This is a genomic window from Pontibacterium sp. (assembly GCF_964228735.1).
In the GTDB taxonomy this organism is placed as follows: Bacteria; Pseudomonadota; Gammaproteobacteria; order Pseudomonadales; family Balneatricaceae; genus Pontibacterium.
Genome location: NZ_CAXRBQ010000086.1, coordinates 53148 through 70501, shown reverse-complemented (window position 1 = coordinate 70501; position 17354 = coordinate 53148). Strand labels below are relative to the sequence as shown.

At 59.0% G+C, this 17354-nt stretch carries 16 protein-coding genes; 6 read left to right on the top strand and 10 right to left on the bottom strand.

Annotated features, from left to right (window positions below):
• Positions 1 to 379: 379 nt before the first annotated feature.
• Positions 380 to 2893, top strand: a complete 2514-nt coding sequence (locus tag ACEQ15_RS09795; protein ID WP_370278983.1) for a CoA transferase — start codon at positions 380 to 382, stop codon at positions 2891 to 2893.
• Positions 2894 to 2961: 68 nt separating this feature from the next.
• On the opposite strand, the gene nhaR is transcribed toward ACEQ15_RS09795, so the two are convergent.
• The 10 genes from nhaR to ACEQ15_RS09745 form a co-directional block, all read right to left on the bottom strand.
• Positions 2962 to 3867, bottom strand: coding sequence for a transcriptional activator NhaR (nhaR, locus tag ACEQ15_RS09790; protein WP_370278982.1), 906 nt, complete (start codon positions 3865 to 3867; stop codon positions 2962 to 2964).
• Positions 3868 to 3960: 93 nt separating this feature from the next.
• Positions 3961 to 4896 carry a universal stress protein gene (locus tag ACEQ15_RS09785; protein ID WP_370278981.1) on the bottom strand — a complete coding sequence of 312 codons (936 nt, stop codon included), beginning with the start codon at positions 4894 to 4896 and terminating at the stop codon, positions 3961 to 3963.
• A 32-nt stretch (positions 4897 to 4928) separates the two neighbouring features.
• A complete protein-coding gene (locus ACEQ15_RS09780; protein WP_370278980.1) occupies positions 4929 to 6593 on the bottom strand; it encodes a complex I subunit 5 family protein in 1665 nt (554 codons plus the stop codon).
• Positions 6590 to 8089 carry a complex I subunit 5 family protein gene (locus ACEQ15_RS09775; RefSeq protein WP_370278979.1) on the bottom strand — a complete coding sequence of 500 codons (1500 nt, stop codon included), beginning with the start codon at positions 8087 to 8089 and terminating at the stop codon, positions 6590 to 6592. Before ACEQ15_RS09775 ends, ACEQ15_RS09780 begins: the two co-directional genes overlap by 4 nt.
• Before the next feature lie 2 nt (positions 8090 to 8091).
• Positions 8092 to 9540, bottom strand: coding sequence for a complex I subunit 5 family protein (locus tag ACEQ15_RS09770; protein ID WP_370278978.1), 1449 nt, complete (start codon positions 9538 to 9540; stop codon positions 8092 to 8094).
• On the bottom strand, positions 9533 to 9817 hold the full coding sequence (locus ACEQ15_RS09765; RefSeq protein ID WP_370278977.1) for an NADH-quinone oxidoreductase subunit K: 285 nt from the start codon (positions 9815 to 9817) through the stop codon (positions 9533 to 9535). The genes ACEQ15_RS09770 and ACEQ15_RS09765 overlap by 8 nt, the downstream gene beginning before the upstream one ends.
• Complete coding sequence (gene mbhE, locus ACEQ15_RS09760) at positions 9817 to 10773, bottom strand: hydrogen gas-evolving membrane-bound hydrogenase subunit E (RefSeq protein WP_370278976.1); 957 nt, start codon at positions 10771 to 10773, stop codon at positions 9817 to 9819. Before mbhE ends, ACEQ15_RS09765 begins: the two co-directional genes overlap by 1 nt.
• Entirely contained in the window at positions 10770 to 11054 is a 285-nt protein-coding gene (gene mnhG, locus ACEQ15_RS09755; protein WP_370278975.1) for a monovalent cation/H(+) antiporter subunit G, read from the bottom strand. Before mnhG ends, mbhE begins: the two co-directional genes overlap by 4 nt.
• Positions 11047 to 11310, bottom strand: a complete 264-nt coding sequence (locus tag ACEQ15_RS09750) for a monovalent cation/H+ antiporter complex subunit F (RefSeq protein WP_370278974.1) — start codon at positions 11308 to 11310, stop codon at positions 11047 to 11049. The genes mnhG and ACEQ15_RS09750 overlap by 8 nt, the downstream gene beginning before the upstream one ends.
• Positions 11307 to 11801, bottom strand: coding sequence for a Na+/H+ antiporter subunit E (locus ACEQ15_RS09745; RefSeq protein WP_370278973.1), 495 nt, complete (start codon positions 11799 to 11801; stop codon positions 11307 to 11309). Before ACEQ15_RS09745 ends, ACEQ15_RS09750 begins: the two co-directional genes overlap by 4 nt.
• A 158-nt stretch (positions 11802 to 11959) precedes the next feature.
• On the opposite strand from ACEQ15_RS09745, the gene ACEQ15_RS09740 reads away from it, so the two are divergent.
• Genes ACEQ15_RS09740 through ACEQ15_RS09720 form a run of 5 tightly spaced genes read left to right on the top strand, consistent with a single transcriptional unit; the run spans position 11960 to position 17291 of the window.
• Complete coding sequence (locus ACEQ15_RS09740; protein WP_370278972.1) at positions 11960 to 12751, top strand: outer membrane lipoprotein-sorting protein; 792 nt, start codon at positions 11960 to 11962, stop codon at positions 12749 to 12751.
• A gap of 4 nt (positions 12752 to 12755) precedes the next feature.
• Positions 12756 to 14063, top strand: coding sequence for an ABC transporter permease (locus ACEQ15_RS09735; RefSeq protein WP_370278971.1), 1308 nt, complete (start codon positions 12756 to 12758; stop codon positions 14061 to 14063).
• Complete coding sequence (locus tag ACEQ15_RS09730; RefSeq protein ID WP_370278970.1) at positions 14060 to 15361, top strand: ABC transporter permease; 1302 nt, start codon at positions 14060 to 14062, stop codon at positions 15359 to 15361. Before ACEQ15_RS09735 ends, ACEQ15_RS09730 begins: the two co-directional genes overlap by 4 nt.
• Before the next feature lie 33 nt (positions 15362 to 15394).
• Complete coding sequence (locus tag ACEQ15_RS09725; RefSeq protein WP_370278969.1) at positions 15395 to 16102, top strand: ABC transporter ATP-binding protein; 708 nt, start codon at positions 15395 to 15397, stop codon at positions 16100 to 16102.
• Positions 16086 to 17291: a hypothetical protein gene (locus ACEQ15_RS09720; RefSeq protein WP_370278968.1), complete on the top strand. Its 1206-nt coding sequence runs from the start codon at positions 16086 to 16088 to the stop codon at positions 17289 to 17291. The genes ACEQ15_RS09725 and ACEQ15_RS09720 overlap by 17 nt, the downstream gene beginning before the upstream one ends.
• Positions 17292 to 17354 lie beyond the last annotated feature (63 nt).

Sequence of the window (17354 nt, the reverse complement as noted above, 5' to 3'; positions counted from 1 at the left end):
AACTTAGAAGCAATAAAAAAATCCCCTAAGACCCAATTTTTTTTATACCTAACCATGAATACAGCACACGAAGCGCCAAACCATGCCGCACACAGGTACAAAACCATTATCAAGCGCATGAGCCATAAGATTTTTGAGGCCTCAGGTATCGTTTTATTTAACGCTGTATACCCATAAAAAAAAACGCCCCTCAGACTCATTTTTTATTGCTGGTCGAAAAACACAAAAAACCTACCATTGACCCACTGCAAAAACCTTTTAATTGAAATAAAAGCCAAACGCAGAAAAACAAAGCTCACACTCTCAACTAATCCGATACACATGTTTTCTTGAAAACCAAAAACATGAAAACAGCTTTATTTTTCGAGGATAAATAGCGATGAAAAATAATAAATATTTACCTTTGGCAGGGCTGCGTGTTGTAGATTTTGGCCAACAGATCGCTGGCCCGGCTGTAGCCATGACACTGGCAGATATGGGAGCCACGGTTGTTCATATCGATCCGCCAACCGGTCCACTTTGGAACCACCCGGCAAACGCTATCCTCAACCGGAATAAAAGCTGCCTCTCGATCGACCTGAAAACCGACTCTGGACTGCAGCAGGCCCTGGCCCTGATCGCCAAGGCCGATGTGGTGATCGAGAGTTTCCGACCGGGTGTAATGAAACGCCTGGGCATCGACTTCGAACAGCTGCGCCAGGAACGTCCGGAGCTGGTGACCCTGTCGGTCCCGGGTTTTGCCAGCAATGACGAACTGCGTCGCGACTGGAAAGCCACTGAGGCAATTGTTGCGGCCACCTCCGGGGCGTTTACCGATATGGGTTTTAACCGCGTACTGATGGGGATCGAACCAAGCTTCTCCCCGCTACCGCTGGGTTCCTCTTATGCCACCTCCCTGGCCGCCAGCTCTGTAGTCCTGGCGCTGCTGGAGCGTGAAAAAACCGGCCGCGGTGACAACATCGAGGTCCCGATTACTGCGGCACTGATGGAAGGCCTGTCTTACAACTCCTATGTGATCGACGGGTTACCGGAGCGCTACAAAACCATGCGTGAGCATGAGATCGAGTACCGCCGCAATAACAACATCCCAATGGACCTCTCCTACGACGATCTGCAGGAGTACCTGGACCCGTTCTACCGCACCTACAAGTGTGCCGACGGCCGCAAGTTCTACTGTGTCTGCCCGTCCCACCGCAACCACGCTAAGCGCGCCCTGAAACTGCTGGGTATCTACGATGAACTGGTGGCGGAAGGCCTGCCGGATGTAGAAGACCTGCACCAGCCAATCGCCGAATGGGATGGCGAAACCTCCATCGGTGTGTACCCGCTGCCGAAGAAGTGGGCGGACATCATCTCCGCCAAGATGAAGCAGGCGTTCCTGACCAAAACCTCCGAGGAGTGGGGTGTTTTGTTCGGTGAAGGTCAGATCCCGGGCGCTCCACACCGTACCACCCAGGAGTGGGTCAACAGCGAGCACACTAACGCCGCGGGCCTGATTATCGAGGTCGACGATCCGGAGTACGGCCTGATGAAGCAGCCGGGACCGATCTGCTGGCTGGAGGGCATGGCCGAACCAATGCTTACCCCACAACCACGCAAGCAGGTCACCTACGAAGAAGCCCTGACGCTGCTGACCGACGCAGCCGAAAGCGAAACCGTCACCCGTCCGGTGGGCGACGCCATTCAACCGGCGTCCGGCAAAGGCTGGCTCGACGGTGTGCGTGTCCTCGACCTGACCAACGTGATCGCCGGTCCGCACTCCGGTGCATTCCTCAGCCGTTTCGGCGCTGAGGTGATCAAGCTGGATCCGGTGACCCCGCTGTATGATCCGCTGATCGGCACCCTGTTCACCTTCCAGACCGATATGGGTAAGAAGAAAGCCCTGGTGGATATCACCACCGACGAAGGCCGTGAGGCATTCAACCGTCTGGTGAAGTCCGTCGATCTGGTACTGATCAACGCCCCGGAGCGCCAGATGAAACCGCTGGGTCTGGACGACGCAAGCCTGCAGGCGATCAACCCGGGTGTGCTGTTCTGCCGTCTGGACTGCCTGGGTGGCCCACGCGTGGGACCAAAAACCAACTACATCGGTTACGACGACATCATCCAGGCTAACAGTGGCATCATGAGCCGTTTTGGTGGCCCGGAGACTCCGGAAGAGCACGCGCACCTGGGTACGCTGGACGTAAACTGCGGTTTCTCCGCCGGTCTCGGTATGGCGATTGCGATCTACCACAAACTGAAAACCGGCCAGCCGAGCCGTGCCCGCACCTCCCTGTCGGCGGTCACCAACCTGGCACAGATCCCGTTTGCCTTTGACTACGAAGGCCGTGCAGCGTTTGATGAGCCATCCGGCCGTGAAGCCCTGGGCAACCACGCCCTGTCCCACTTCTATGCCACCGAAGATGGTTGGGTGTTTATGGATTCTGATACTTCCGAGCTGGATAAACTGGCGTCTGTGGAAAGCCTGGTGGGCATCACGCAGGCTGAGGACACCGCCGCCTTCCTGACAGCAGCATTCAAGCAGGCGCCAACCGCCTACTGGATCGAGGTGCTGCACGAAGCGGATATCGCTGCAGCGGAGCCGCTGGCGATCGAAACCCTGCGCGAGCAGTACAGCCGTATCGCCGATGGTACCGTGGGAACCGATCGGGGCAGCTACGCCTTCTCCATCTACCCGGATCACCCAAGCGGTCACTGCATCACCCAGATCGACCACTACTCGATCCGTCCACTGGAAGCGCAGATCAAAGCGGTCTCCCCGACTGAAGCCTTTGGTCACTCCACCCGCGAGATTCTGGCCAGCGTGGGCTACAGCGATAACGAGATCGAGTCGATGATCGAACGTAAGATCGCCGGTACCGGCTGGGGCAAGGAGTTCCTGCCAAGCTAAACGGCCGGGCGCGGGAGGCCTGGGTTGCCCGCGCCCTCTCTTCCAGATCCGCGACGCAACGGACCTGGCTATGATAAGAGCAGGTCCCGCGCCTGCTCTGTTATCACGCTGAGTGCCGGGTGCTTGATCCGACGTTCAGCAGAGATCAGATAGAACTGTTCGGTAATCTCCGCTGTACGGCCAATCACCCGAACCCGGTATTTATCCAATACATCCCTCTCTACCGCAGTCGGTGAAGTAAAGAGGCCCGCACCTCGCTCGCCAAATGCTTTCATGAGCGCGCGATCCTCAAACTCCGCCACCACCTCTGGTTTGATCCCGTTCTGATCAAACCACACCTGCAGATTACGACGTAAACTACTGCCACTGGTCGGCATCAGCATATCCTGGCCATCAAGGCTGCCTGGAAACTCTGGGGCCAACGCGTCGGCACAATCGGGGGTGGCAAAAAAGCTGATACCCGATTCACCCAAGCGGTGGTTATAGGCGCGGATATTAAGGGTCGGGTTCACCGCACAATCCGCCAACACCGCATCCAGTTTATGTACCGACAGCTCTGCAAGCAGATCCACCAACGGTGCCTCATTGCACACCAGGCGAACCGGGTTTTCCAACGATAGCACCGGTTCCAGCACCCTGTAGGCAAGCAGTTTAGGAACCACCATCGCCACACCCACTTTAAGGGCCAATGATGAACCCGGGCGGTTGCCATCCAGCGCATCCTGCAGCTGACCACCCAACTCAAACATCTCGTCGGTGTAGGAAAACACCAGCTGTCCGGTCTCCGTCAGTACCAGATTGCGCCCATGGCGCCGGAACAGTTTGGCGCCCACCTGATGTTCAAGCTCGCGCAGCTGGCCACTTATGGTCTGAGGTGTAATACAAAGTGCCTGCGCCGCCCGGACAATAGACCCATGACTGGCCACGGCCCAGAAATAGCGTAGGTGCTTCAGGTTGAGTTTCAGGTTGTGCATCAATCACCCCCGGTTGCCAAACCCGGCCCGACAGTTTGTTGCCCACCTTCACTTCACCACGCAATGCTACGGCATCAATATCCCGTCAATTCACTAGGAGAGCGTTACCGGAGACACAAAGGCGTCGGGCTTCACAGCAAGTATGGACGCTTGTGTCGTTTGCAGCACTTCTTCGGCGGTGTTGCCGATGATAAAACCGGGTATCCCACACCGCCCCACGGTCCCCATTACAATCAAATCTGCGCTGACCTGCTGGCACATTTGCCGGATACAGGATGCCGGCAGTTCCTTGACCAGATGCACCGTGTAACCCGCATCGGCAAGTCCGCATTTTTCCATCATCTGGTCCAGCATCTCGCGGTGTTTGCGCTCTGTGTCGGCCAACAGATCATCAAGCTCCGTCTTCGGAATCTTAGCAAAACCGCTTTCCAACGAAGATTCACCGTACAGGTGCCAGGCGTGCACCACCGTCAGTTCGGCGTTTTCCCGCGCCGCCATTGAGGCAGCAAGGGTCAGTACCTTTGCTGCACAGTCCTGCCCTTCAGGGCTTTCGGGATCAACCGCTGCCAGAATACTACGGTAAGCGGTTTTACCGCTGGGACGATCAACCCACACCGGGCAGGGGCACTTGCGCAACAAATGCATATCCGTACTGCCCAGCAAACGTTCAGAAAGCCCACCAGGAGCCCGTGCCGCTTTCACCACCAGGTCAAACCCACCACTGATGACCTCTCGAATCACTTCAACAAACGCAGCCCCCGTCGCCACTTTGATGCTCAATTGACTCGCATCTTCCACATAAGGTTCGACAAGTACGGCCAGTGCATCCCGACGCATGCCACGCAAAACATCGTTCAAAGTCAGACCCAGGCGCTGTTCGATTTCCGCTACTGAACTGGTACTGGGCAGTACATCAAAAACACAGAGTTGGGCATTGTTGGCACGTGCCAGATTCACCGCCCGTTCAAAGGCGTTTCCAATTCGCTGTTCGCCATCAGCGAAATAGAGAATGTTCTTAAAGCGTTTCATCGTTACCTCCGCTAAACAGTTACCTCCGTTAATCAGGACCACACCGTCAACAGCAAAAATATCAAGGTCACACCCAGCCAGAGGGAGCCAAAACCGGCACGCCCTGCCAGCAGCAACAGCCCCCTCAGCCGGCCACCCTTCAACTGAATCCGCTCCATTTTCAGGATCGACATCCGGGATAACCGGTTACCAGCGACCTGCGCGCGCCCCTTCACCAACTCGACCACTTTCTGCCAACCGCAATACAACGGCACCAGCACATCCCCCGGCGGGATTGCCCCCACCCAACGTGCCAGCGGATCGGGACACCGCCACCAGACGACAGCAGCGACCACCAACGCACTCAACAACCACCACGGATCAGACAAGGAGTCGGACAGATCATCTTCTATCAGCGGCAACAGCAGCATCATTGTCACCAGTATAAGCCAGGGCACGAGCTGCCAGCGGGAACGAGCTATCGGATTACGCGGCACGCAGTTCAGCAGATAGAGGAATCGCGCCATCAGCAGCGGTGTGCCGATAGCGGCAACCACGAGCAGCCACAGCATCCCGTTACCCCACAGAACGTCACCTTCGGATAGCACCTCGCTCAATTGTGCTTTGGCAAGTCCACCACTGGTAAAGGGCGCGCCGGCCAACGCCAGGGCAGGCAATACCATCAGCCAGAGCGTCCAGCGTGACAGCGTATTTTTCACCAGGCCGATGCCCAGGAACAGCGCCCCCTTGGCAAGGCTGTGATGGGCAGCAAAAAGCACCACGACAGCGATCAGCCCGCCTGCCAGCGTCGGTTCCCGCAACGCGAGCCCCAGCGCCGCCACCATCAGGCCCATCTTGCCAATGCTCGAATAGGCAAGCACCGCTTTAGGATCGCGCTGCACCAACCCCGCGGGTATTACCAACAACACGGCAACAGATCCCGCGATCAGTAAGCCCGCCCCCCACTCGGGTATCGCTTGCTGGCCGAGGGGCAGAAAACGTAACCAGCCGATCAGCGCCGTCTTGCTCATTGCACCACTCATCACTGCAGTGGCGGGTACCGGAGCCGCAACGTAGGCCAGCGGGAGCCAGAAATGCACGCCAACCACGCCCGCCTTGATGGCGAACGCCAGTATTAATAGACCGACCTCCCACGGACCGCCACCGACAAGCTGTTCCATATCAGGGGCCAGAGTGCCAGTCCGCTGGTAGATCAAAACGAACGCGGCAAACAGCACCAGTTCCCCCAGCAACGTCATCGCCAGGTAGACCTTGCCCGCCCAACGTTGCTGCGGTTGGCCGCCATGCACCACCAAGCCGTAGGTAGCCAGCCCCATAACGGAAAAACCGAGATAGAAACTGACCAGATCCTGGCCGACGATCACCCCGAAGTTACCGCTCATCGCCAGCAGGAAGAACAGGCGAAAACGGCGGGCCGTGCGATCATCCACCAGCCACGCGCGCACATAGCAGGCGGCGACAAGCCACAACAGGGCAGCGATCAGCAGAAAAATCCTGCTCTGGGCATCAAGGCCCAGCTGCACCCCAAGCAGCAACCACGGAATCTCAATCTGCGCTCCGTCCGGCAGGAGCAGCGCCGCGACCAGCGCCGGCAGTGCAGCCAGGATTGGCCAAACACCACTGTTGCCACGGATGGCCAAAGGTACCAAGAGCAACGGTACCAACCACAAAGCCAGCAGTAGGATCCCGTTCATCATCGGTACTCCCGGGCGGCGATCAGCTGAACCCACTCCAGATGGCTAAAGGGCGCGGCAGCAAGCAGCCCCGCCGCCAACGCCAGCACTGCGGTCGCCACCGGCGGCCAGAGCAACGCACCGGCAGTCTCCAGCGGCCCCGCTGCACTGCTGTCCAGAGGCCACTCCTCAGGCGCCGGCTTGAACCAGGCGCGGTAGAGGATCGGCAGGAAATAGAGTGCATTAAGCAGGCTGCTGATCATCAGCACCGGGATCACCCAAGCGGCGGCCCCGGCCTCCACCGACCCCAGAGCCAGGAACCACTTGCTGATAAACCCGGCCACCGGTGGCACACCGATCATTCCCAGCGCGCCCACCGTAAACGCCAGGGTGGTGCCCGGCATCCGTCGCCCGACCCCGTCCATCTCGCTGACACGATGGATGCCGAGCGTTTCGGCGTAGTTACCGGCGGCAAAGAACAGTGTGATCTTCATCAGCCCCTGATGCACCAGGTGCACCAGTCCACCCACGGTCGCCAGCGGGCCGAGGATCGCCGTCCCCAGCGCGATATAGGACACCTGGCTTACGGTTGAATACGCCAGCCGTGTCTTCAGATTATCCTGTGACAACGCCCGGACCGATCCATAGACGATGGTCAACGCAGCGGCCGCCCCCAAGGGCCCCAGCAGACCAAGGGATGCGGAGAACTCAATGCCATAGACGTCATACACCACCCGCACGATGCCAAACGCGCCCGCTTTTACCACCGCCACCGCGTGCAACAGCGCACTGACCGGTGCCGGGGCAACCATCGCCTGGGGCAGCCAACCGTGAAGCGGCACCAACGCAGCCTTCACGCCCAGCCCGACAATCAGCAGCAGAAAGATCCAACGTAGCGTGGTCGGGTCCAGCCCGGGGATGCTCTCCAGAATCCCCCCCTGAGCGAACTCGAGTGGCCCCGCCAGCGTTTGCAGCCAGATGGTCCCAACCAACAACACCATACCGCCGCCCAAGGTATAGGCCAGATAGGTGCGCGCACCACGCACCGCCTCGGGTGTGCCCTTATGCGCCACCAGGGGATATGTCGCCAGCGTGAGCGCTTCATAGAACAGCACGAAGGTGAACAAGTTACCCGCCAGCGCCAGCCCAACCGTTGCCGTCACGCAAAGACAGAAGAAACCGAAGAAGCGGCTACGGCAGGGACTGCGCTCCAGATATCCGATCGCATACACGGTGGTCACCAACCACAACACCGTCGACAGGGTGACGAACAACACACTCAGTGCGTCGGCATGCAACACCAGCTCCAGACCTGGCGCCAGGGTCCAACGGGATTCGTAGACCTGCTCATGGAATACCCCCCAGATCATCACACCCACCAGCAGCAGTTTGAGCACCGCGCCACTCATATTCAGCCAGGTTCTCAATCCGGATCTGCGTTCACTCAGGTAGAAGATCAACAACCCGGGCACCAGCGAACTGGCCAGGATCAGCAGCGGTAACCATTGATTCAGCATCATGCTCAAACACCTCCCCCGCCGACATCGGCCAACAGTTGCCAAAGCGGGTGACTGCCCAGGCCCAGCACAATCGTGGCGATCAGCGCCATCATCACGGGTGACAGCTGCGCGCGGCGCTCCACTACCGGCGGCGCCTTATCAAGGCCGGGGCTAAAGGCACAGCCCAATAACCGGAACAGATAGATACAGGCCAGCAGCGACCCCAGGGCCACCACCAGCACCACATACCAATGCCCCAGACTCAGGGCTTGCGCCATCAACTGCCATTTGGCCAGGAAACTGCCGCTGGGCGGCAACCCAATCAGCGCGATCCCCGCCAACGCCGTTGCAAACAGGGTGGTGGGCAACGCCCGGGCAAAGCCGCCCAACTCTGCAATCCGGTCATGCCCCAGGCGTTGCTGCACCTCACCTGCCGCCAGAAACAGGGCGCTTTTGGCGAAACCGTGGGTCAGGGCAAACAACAGCAGCGCGCCATAGAGCAACTGACGTTGCGCACCCTCAGGCATCACCACCAACAGAGAGAAAAAGAGGAACAGATAGCCCAACTGGGCGATGGTTGAGTAGGCCGCCAGCAGTTTGAGCCGCTCTGCCCGGATCGCGCAGAACGAACCCCACAGTATCGCTGCAGCACCCAATACGCCCAGCACGGAGGCCAATGCCGGCGTGATGACCGGCGCAAACAGGTCAACCCAGAGGCGGAGCAACAGGTAAAAAACGACTTTGACCACCAGTGCGGACAACGCAGCACTGACAGGCGCCGGTGCATTCGCATGCACCGCAGGCAGCCAGAAGTGCAGAGGGAACAGCGCGCACTTGAGCATCAAACTCGTGGTAAAGAGCGCCAGCGCAACCCAGGTGATCGGTTCGGCTTGCAGCATGGCCCCCAACAACAGCATATCGAGCGTACCGTAACGCGCATAGATCAGCACAACCGCGGCCAGAAACACCAGCGATCCCACCAAACCGAGCAACAGATAATCCACCGCAGCTTTAAGCGCTGCCCGACCGCTGCCCAACGCCGTTAAGGCAACTGCAGACAGTCCCAGCAGCTCCAGCGCCACGTAGAGGTTAAACAGGTCGGCCGACAACAGCAGTGCGCTGATGGCCGCTTGCAGCAGCAGCCACAACGGCCAGAACTGTACCAGCGTTGGCTTGCCTGCGAAGTAACGGCAGGCAAAGGTGCTCGCCGCCAGTCCGATCAACGCACTCATCAGCAGCATCACGGCCGTCAGACCATCCGCATACAGCGCTATCCCCAGTCCCGCTTGCCAACCACCCAGTACCTGGGACTGCACCCCATTGCCGGCAACAAGCGCGACAATAGCGCTACCGATAAGGACAATCAGCAGACCTGTTGCAACACCGATCTGGTTAACCCGGGCGGGCCAGATCAGCGCCAGCAGAGACATCAACAGTGGCAACGCCACCGGCAGGATGAGCAGACTAGTCATCGCCCCACTCCCGCAAACGGCGCTCAAGCACCAACGCCAGAGCGGTAGCACTGATCGCTACCACCAGACCGGTCAGCACCAGGGCATGGGGCAGTGGATCCGGCAATTGATCGTTGCCACGGTAGGCCAACGCGACCAGCATCAGGAAAACGCCGGCACTGCTGACGTTCACCGCCAGCACACGGGCTAACAGGCTCTCGGGGCGCAGGGCGCCATACAGGCCGACCACAAAAAGCCCCAGTCCACTGAGCCCGTAAATCAACGTTGCGGATAACATCAGAGGCGCTCCTCGTGACTGCCCTCCCCCTGAGGTTGATCCAACGGCGCCCCACCGCCTCGGTACGCCAAGACCAGGGTGGCAGCGATGCTGAGCACAGCCCCCGTTTCAATCAACAGAATCAACACGCTGGTCCATGCCTGTGGGTAGGTCAGGAACGACGCTCCGTTCAGCATGGTGGCCAGCCCCACCAACAGGAAGCAGGCGAGCCCGGCGATAAGTAACCAACGCAGGTTGAGTGGACCGGGCATCCCAAGTGTGGGCATCCCGCCCAGATGCAGCAGGATGCCAGCGGCAGCCAGTACAGCTCCCGCCTGAAAGGCGCCACCGGGCGCATGGGCGCCGACCCATAACAGGTAACTCGACATGACCACGAGTAACGGTACCAGCACGCGCATCAGAACACCGAGCAAGGGCCCTGCAGGCATCACGTGCTGACGTTCGCGACCGAAAGCAAGCACGCCAATGGCGACACAAAACAGCACCGCTATTTCCAGCAAGGTGTCATACGCTCGGAAGTTCAGGAGAACTGCAGTCACCGGGTTGCTGACGCCGCTCTGTTCAAGCTGCAGATAGATCGGATTATTCGATGAACTGCCCTGCACCATACCGGGCGCCGCAAACAGCGCCCATGCCATCACGCCCCCTAACACCAAAACCAGCACCAGGGACCCGTACACATCCATCAAGGACCTTACCGGGGATTCACTGCTGGCGGGTTGCTGGCGCAGGGCTGACAACAGTAAGGCACCCGTCAGACCGGCCCCGATGGCCGCTTCAGCCAGCGCCAGATCGGGAGCCGCAAGACGCGCCCAGATCAGCGACATTAACAACCCAAAGGCGATAAACAGCACCACAGCACGCTTAAGATCGTGGCTACTGACCACACGCCAGCCCAATACAAGAGCCAGCAGAGCCAACACGCAATCGAACAGATTCCACAACAGCATGTTCATTTGCGCCGCTCCTTATCCAACACGTGGCGGGCAATGAAGTGGGCCACAGCGGCACTGGTAAGCAGCACCAGTAACCAGATCAGCAGCAACTTGATGGCAATGATCCATTGCCCAAACAGCAGTGCCAGTCCGCTGCAGATACAACCCAGCCCGAGGTTGTCGGCTTTGGTCAGCGCATGCAGACGACAATAGAGGTCCGGCAAACGCACCAGTCCTACGCTACCTGCAGCAATAAAGCCGATGCCAACAAACACCAGGCCCCAGCCAATACTCTCAATCATCACTGGCATCCCCCTTGGTCAGGGCGATCACCGCGACTGCTGCCAGCAACGCCATGACCAGCGCGACGTCCAGTAAGGCTGGCGCCGCCAGTGCAAATGAGAGCAGCAGTGTGATAGCGACACCACCTGTGCCGATCAGCAGCACCGACAGCATGCGATCTTCCAGCGAAGCGCCCCAAAACGCCCTCAGCAGTCCGATGATCACGGCAGCCAGCAAGATATTCAGCGCCAGAACGGCGAGCGTTGAGATGCTCATGAGACCTTCTCGACCCGGCAGGTCTCGCGGAAGATACGCGCGACAATCTGTTCCAGAGTGCGCACCTCCTCCAGCGCATCCGAATCGGCATTGAGCAGATGTATACGCAAGTTCGCACCGCTCATCTCGGCGACCAGTGTGCCGGGTAACAGGTTGATGCAGATAACAAAAAACACGCGCGCAGTCGTGCCTTGCAGACAGGTGTGATAGCGCACCATCTCAGCGCGAACGTTGACTGTCGGCACCAACACCCGACGCGCTACAGCCACACCACCACGCAGAGATTCGTACACAAAGAGCGGGAGAAAACGCAAAACTGCGATTAAGGAGATGGCACGGCCTCGATCCGCCGGCATCAGCCAGAGTACCCAACTGGCGAAGAAAATGGCTGGTATACCAATCAACCAGGACTCAGGCTGACCGCCCGTCAACAGCCACCATAGCCCGGCCAGCAATACCGTTGTCAGAATTATGGAGTGGCCTTTTATCATGCTCGACACCCCGTTGCTTTCACCCTATAGGGATGAGTCTAGGGAGCCTGCCCCAACGGCACAAAACGATTTATAGGCTCTGATAGATCGGATTTTCCGAACAATACGCCGCCCATATGCGGCTGCTACACTTAGTTGCGTACCGCCAGGGAGGTTCTATGGATTATCCAAGGTCAGAGATCCGTTCCAGTTACCGGCCCCGTCGGGTGCCACGGATGACGTTGCTTCTGTTTCTGATATTCATCAGCCCCACGTCCTGGGCCACCGATATCAACGCCCTGATCGACCACATCGACAAGCTCTGGCGCGGCGAAACTTCTCAGGCCGAGATGGAGATGCAGGTCAAAACCCAGCGCTATCAACGCACCATGACCATGGAGGCCTGGAGCTACGGCAAGGAACACTCACTGGTCCTGATCCGCAATCCGGTCAAGGATCGGGGTATCGCCACCCTCAAGGTGGAAGCCAACATCTGGAACTACCTGCCCAAGATCAACCGGGTGACCAAGATCCCCTCCAGCATGATGTCCGGCTCCTGGATGGGCAGCCACTTCACCAACGACGACCTGATCCGCGAGAGCACTTTCGCCGACGACTATGATTCACACATCAGCTTCGAGGGCCAACGCGACGGCTTGATGATCTATGAGATCACCTCCATCCCACGAGAGAACGCACCGGTGGTCTGGGGTAAGGTGGTGATGCGGGTCGAGCAGTCCAGCCTCGCCCCCATGGAGGCGCTCTATTTTGACGAAGAGGGCCTGTTGGTACGCACCCTGACCTTTGACCAGTTTATGACCCTGGATGAGCGAGTGATCCCGATGCGCCTCACCCTGCAGCCCGAAGACAAACCCAACGAATCCACGGTGATCACCTACAACAGCATCAAGTTCGGCGTGCCGCTGGAACCGGCGTTCTTCTCACTGCAGAACCTGCAGCGCCTCAGGTAACGCCATGGTGGAACAAGCCCGCCGCGCCCACCTGCCCATGCTGCTCTTTATGGCCTGGCGCAATCTATGGCGTAACCCTATCCGCAGCCTGCTGACCATCTCAGCCCTGGCAGGCGGTCTAGTGATGATCATTCTCTATGCCGGTTTTCTGGAGGGGATGAATCGGCAGATGCAGCGTCATGCTACCGAGATCTCCACCGGTCACCTGCAACTGCAACGCCAGGCGTTTATCGACGACCGGGACCTGTACGCCACCCTGCCCTGGCCTTATCTTAGTGAACTGGAACAGCGCTTTCCCACACTCCGCTTTGCCCCGCGCCTCTACGCGGCGGGGCTCGCCAGTTCGGAGGCCAGCTCCACCGGGGTGATGATCCAGGCGGTTGATCCTCAGCGGGAAACACAGGTCACTCGAATCCTGGACCATATTCGTCAGGGTGAATTGAACCTGGCACTCGCCACACCCACCAGCTCCGGTCTGCCTCGCTTTAACCTGGTGATCGGCCACCAGTTGGCCAGGAACATGAGCCTGACGATCGGCAGCGAGTTGATCCTGGTGACCCAAGCCGCCGACGGCAGTATCGGCAATGCCCTGTTCCGCATCGCGGCCATCCTGAAACCACTGGAACCCAACTTTGACCGTAGCGGCGTCCTGATGTCGATTGCAGCCTTTCAGTCACTGATGTACCTCGACAACGGCTTTCACGAACTGGCGATCCGGCTGGACGATCCCAACCAACTGGCCCCGGTACAGACCACACTGCAGGGGCGCCTGCAGCAGATCAGCACCAACCAGCCACTGGATGCACTGGGCGGCGACCCGGTCATCCGCAACTGGCGCCAGCTGAACCCTGCGGTTGCCGAAATGCTGGAGCTGAGCCGGTCGATGATGCTGTTTGTGGGCCTGATCGTGATCAGCCTCGCCTCGATGGGTATGCTGAACACCATGTTGATGGCGGTGCATGAACGCACCCACGAGTTCGGCATCTTGCTGGCGATTGGTATGCAACGGCGCATTCTGCTGCTGATGGTGTTACTGGAGTCCTTCTTTCTGGCGCTGGTCTCCGCCCTGGTCGGTTCCCTGCTGGGCAGCCTGATTACGAAGTATCTGGAAGAACGGGGTATCGATCTGAGCCACTATATGCCCGACGGCTACGACTGGGCGGGCATGGTGTTTGAGCCGGTGATGGAGGTGTATCTGCTCCCCCAGCATATCCTGCAGGCCTGCCTGTTGATGCTTGTCATCAGCCTGCTGACGGCACTGATCCCCGCTTGGCGCATGGTGCGCCTGAAACCGGCCGAGGTGATGCGATGAACCATTCGGCCTCAGCTCAGACACCACCACCGCAGGCACGGATCGCCCTCACACTTTTGCTACAACTGGCCTGGCGCAACCTTTGGCGTCATCGCCGCCGCACCCTGATTACCCTTTGCTCCATCGCTGTTGGCTTTGGGCTGGCGGTAATCTCCATCGGTCTGGGCGACGGCAGCCATAACTCGATGATCCGCAACGCCATCCGCATGGGCGAGGGCCACCTGACGGTGCAACCTTCCGATTACCTGGCTGCACCTGCCAACCACAAATTCCTCGGCGACGGTAAAGCGCTTACACAACAGCTCGCCAACTTGAAGATCACAGGCAGCGTCGATCCACGCATCGCCCTGCAGGTACTCGCCAGCACTGCCCACAATGCGGTGGGCGCCAGCCTGCAGGGGATGGATATGCAGGCAGACCAACGCATCCCAATCCTAAAGCCGCGGCTGGTACAGGGTGACTGGCTTGAGCCCATGGATGAACGTGGCATCCTGATCGGCGGCGGCATGGCCAGCAAGCTCAAGGCCCGGGTGGGCAGCAAAATAGTGCTGATGGCAGGCAAACAGGGCGGCGATTCCCAGGCGCAACTGGGCCGGGTACGCGGTATTTTCAATTCCGGTATGGCCGAGCTGGATGACTTCCTGATACTGAGCAACCTCGGTTTTGCCCGTCATTTCCTGACCGGCGAAGGGGCCGATCCAGCCCGGACACCGCTAACCCGTTTTGCCATTTTTCTGGACGATCCCGACCAACTGCCCCGGTGGAAAACCAGTTTATCCACAGCGGTCAGCAACGAAGATACCGTCGTGCTGGACTGGCAGGAGATGATGCCACAGCTGGTGCAGTTCATCGTGGTGGACGATGCGGGCAACTACATCTTCCTCATGCTGATCCTGATCATGGTGGGGTTTGGCATCATCAACACCGTGTTAATGAGTGTACTTGAGCGTACCCGCGAGTTCGGTTTGCTGCGGGCGTTGGGACTGAGCCGCGTTCACCTGTTGCTGCTGGTGTTCTGTGAATCCCTGTTGCTGAGCATTCTGGCAGTCGCGGCGGGTTGGCTGATCGGCGGCCTGGCCCATCTCTGGTTTGCCCACAACGGCATCGACCTCAGTGCGGTGATGAACGAAGGCACTCAGATCATGGGCACCTTTATCGATCCGGTGGTATATACCGAGCTGTCATGGTCCCGCATCGGGCAACTCACCCTCATCATTTTTCTCACCACCCTGGCCAGCGGCATCTATCCTGCTATCAAGGCCGCACGGGTAACACCGGTGGAGGCGCTGCGCACATGATGGCTTTCAGAACGTTCAGAAAGGAATATTGAAATGGCATTGTTGGCACTGGATGGGATCGGCAAGTGTTATCGCCAGGGCGAGATTGAGGTGCAGGCACTACAGGATATCGACCTGCAGGTTGAAGCGGGAGAATTTGCTGCCCTGGTAGGCCCCTCCGGATCGGGTAAAACCACCCTGCTGAATATCATTGGCGGCCTGGACAGCCCGAGCACGGGTTGTGCCCGACTCAACAACACCGATATCACCCAGCTGAATGATCGCGCCCTGGCCGACTTCCGTCTGTTCCAGCTTGGCTTTATCTTCCAGGCCTACAACCTGGTGCCGGTGTTGAGCGCCCTGGAAAATGTAGAGCTGATCATGGTGCTGCAAGGCCGCTCCGCCGACGAGCGCCGGGAACGGGCGCAACATTACCTGTCACTGGTCGGCCTGGAAGAGGTGATGGACCGCCGTCCCTCCGCCCTGAGCGGTGGCCAGCAACAACGCGTGGCCGTGGCACGAGCACTCGCCGCCGGTCCCCGCCTGGTGCTGGCCGACGAACCCACCGCTAACCTGGATTCGGAGAACGCCACCGCCCTGTTGGACATCATGCACCGCCTGAGCCACGAGGAGCAGACCACCTTTATCTTCTCCACCCACGACCCACGGGTGATGGAACGGGCCGAGCGGATTATCACCCTGCGTGACGGCCGTATTGTCAGCGACCAGGCAAGGGAACAGCCCCATGAAGCGGAGCTGTAGTTTTGCCGTGCTCGCACTGCTGCTCTGCCCACTGAACCTGATGGCGGCGGAGCTCACCGGGCGCATCTCCCTGCTGGGATTGGTCAGCGACACAGCCGATGGTGCACAGGTAAACCGCAACAGCCTCAGCGCCAACCAACAGAGCCTGCGTCTGATGCTGCAGGACTTTATGCCCAACAGTGAGTGGTCGATCCACCTGCGCAGTAGCCGCCTGCAAACCAACGGCTTTGCGATTGAAAACAGCAGCCCCAGCGACCTGTTTCGCTACCGGGAACTGGCGGGCGAGGCGTTCGCCCATAGCGGAGATAACCATCAGGCACGGGTACGTTTCGAGCTCGACCGCCTGCACTACCAACGGCGTTTTTCCAATAGCAGCCTCAGTATCGGCCGTCAGCCGGTGGACTGGGGCAGCGGCCGTTTCTGGCAACCGCTCAACGTGTTTGGCGCCTTTGCCCCCACTGATCTGGATACCGACTTCAAAGCCGGAATCGACAGCCTGATCTACGACTGGTACCCCACCACCTTCTCCTCGCTCAGCCTGGTCTATGCCCTGGCACCGCAGGATGAACCCCGCTTCGGCAACAGTGCCGCCCTGTATTACCGCCAGCCTGCCGGCGAGCGCTCGGAGCTGGCACTACTGGCGGGTGAGGTTGTGGATAACCGGGTCGTTGGGGCGTCATTTGAGAGCGAGTGGTCAGGCATCGGCTGGCGTGTGGAGGGCATCTATTATGATCAAGCCGATGGGCGCGAAGACGGCCTGTTCTGGATCGCCGGGCTGGACTACCAGTTCGACAACGGCACCCTGCTGAATCTGGAGTGGCACCAAAACGACCTGGGTAGCAGTGACGAAATGGGCTTAACAGAAGTAGCCGATTCATTCCTGGTGCAATCCGGCCTGCAACAGCAACTCGGTCGGCAGGTCCTGGGGCTGGGATTGAGTGACGACCTGACACCGCTGCTGCGCGGCAGTTATACCCTGCTGCTCAGTCCACTCAGGGATGCAGACAACGAACGCCACCTCTCCAGCCTGCACCAGTTTACGCTGCTCTACTCCCTCAGTGACGAATCGGATCTGTTGTTGTCAGCCTTGCTGACCAGTGGACGGGGCTTGGCTGCATCGGATCAGCCTCGCTCCGAGTTCGGCCATATTCCCAACAGCCTGACCCTGCGCTGGCGCCTTTATTTCTGAACGGCGCTAAAACCGTCCGCACACAAATACCCCTATAATTTGCAGGTATAAGTCAGTGAACTA

Excerpts from the sequence above, each read along its gene's own strand:
- ACEQ15_RS09795 (WP_370278983.1), top strand. The coding sequence starts at position 380 with ATGAAAAATAATAAATATTTACCTTTGGCAGGGCTGCGTGTTGTAGAT.
- nhaR (WP_370278982.1), bottom strand. The coding sequence starts at position 3,867 with ATGCACAACCTGAAACTCAACCTGAAGCACCTACGCTATTTCTGGGCC.
- ACEQ15_RS09785 (WP_370278981.1), bottom strand. The coding sequence starts at position 4,896 with ATGAAACGCTTTAAGAACATTCTCTATTTCGCTGATGGCGAACAGCGA.
- ACEQ15_RS09780 (WP_370278980.1), bottom strand. The coding sequence starts at position 6,593 with ATGATGAACGGGATCCTACTGCTGGCTTTGTGGTTGGTACCGTTGCTC.
- ACEQ15_RS09775 (WP_370278979.1), bottom strand. The coding sequence starts at position 8,089 with ATGATGCTGAATCAATGGTTACCGCTGCTGATCCTGGCCAGTTCGCTG.
- ACEQ15_RS09770 (WP_370278978.1), bottom strand. The coding sequence starts at position 9,540 with ATGACTAGTCTGCTCATCCTGCCGGTGGCGTTGCCACTGTTGATGTCT.
- ACEQ15_RS09765 (WP_370278977.1), bottom strand. The coding sequence starts at position 9,817 with ATGTTATCCGCAACGTTGATTTACGGGCTCAGTGGACTGGGGCTTTTT.
- mbhE (WP_370278976.1), bottom strand. The coding sequence starts at position 10,773 with ATGAACATGCTGTTGTGGAATCTGTTCGATTGCGTGTTGGCTCTGCTG.
- mnhG (WP_370278975.1), bottom strand. The coding sequence starts at position 11,054 with ATGATTGAGAGTATTGGCTGGGGCCTGGTGTTTGTTGGCATCGGCTTT.
- ACEQ15_RS09750 (WP_370278974.1), bottom strand. The coding sequence starts at position 11,310 with ATGAGCATCTCAACGCTCGCCGTTCTGGCGCTGAATATCTTGCTGGCT.
- ACEQ15_RS09745 (WP_370278973.1), bottom strand. The coding sequence starts at position 11,801 with ATGATAAAAGGCCACTCCATAATTCTGACAACGGTATTGCTGGCCGGG.
- ACEQ15_RS09740 (WP_370278972.1), top strand. The coding sequence starts at position 11,960 with ATGGATTATCCAAGGTCAGAGATCCGTTCCAGTTACCGGCCCCGTCGG.
- ACEQ15_RS09735 (WP_370278971.1), top strand. The coding sequence starts at position 12,756 with ATGGTGGAACAAGCCCGCCGCGCCCACCTGCCCATGCTGCTCTTTATG.
- ACEQ15_RS09730 (WP_370278970.1), top strand. The coding sequence starts at position 14,060 with ATGAACCATTCGGCCTCAGCTCAGACACCACCACCGCAGGCACGGATC.
- ACEQ15_RS09725 (WP_370278969.1), top strand. The coding sequence starts at position 15,395 with ATGGCATTGTTGGCACTGGATGGGATCGGCAAGTGTTATCGCCAGGGC.
- ACEQ15_RS09720 (WP_370278968.1), top strand. The coding sequence starts at position 16,086 with ATGAAGCGGAGCTGTAGTTTTGCCGTGCTCGCACTGCTGCTCTGCCCA.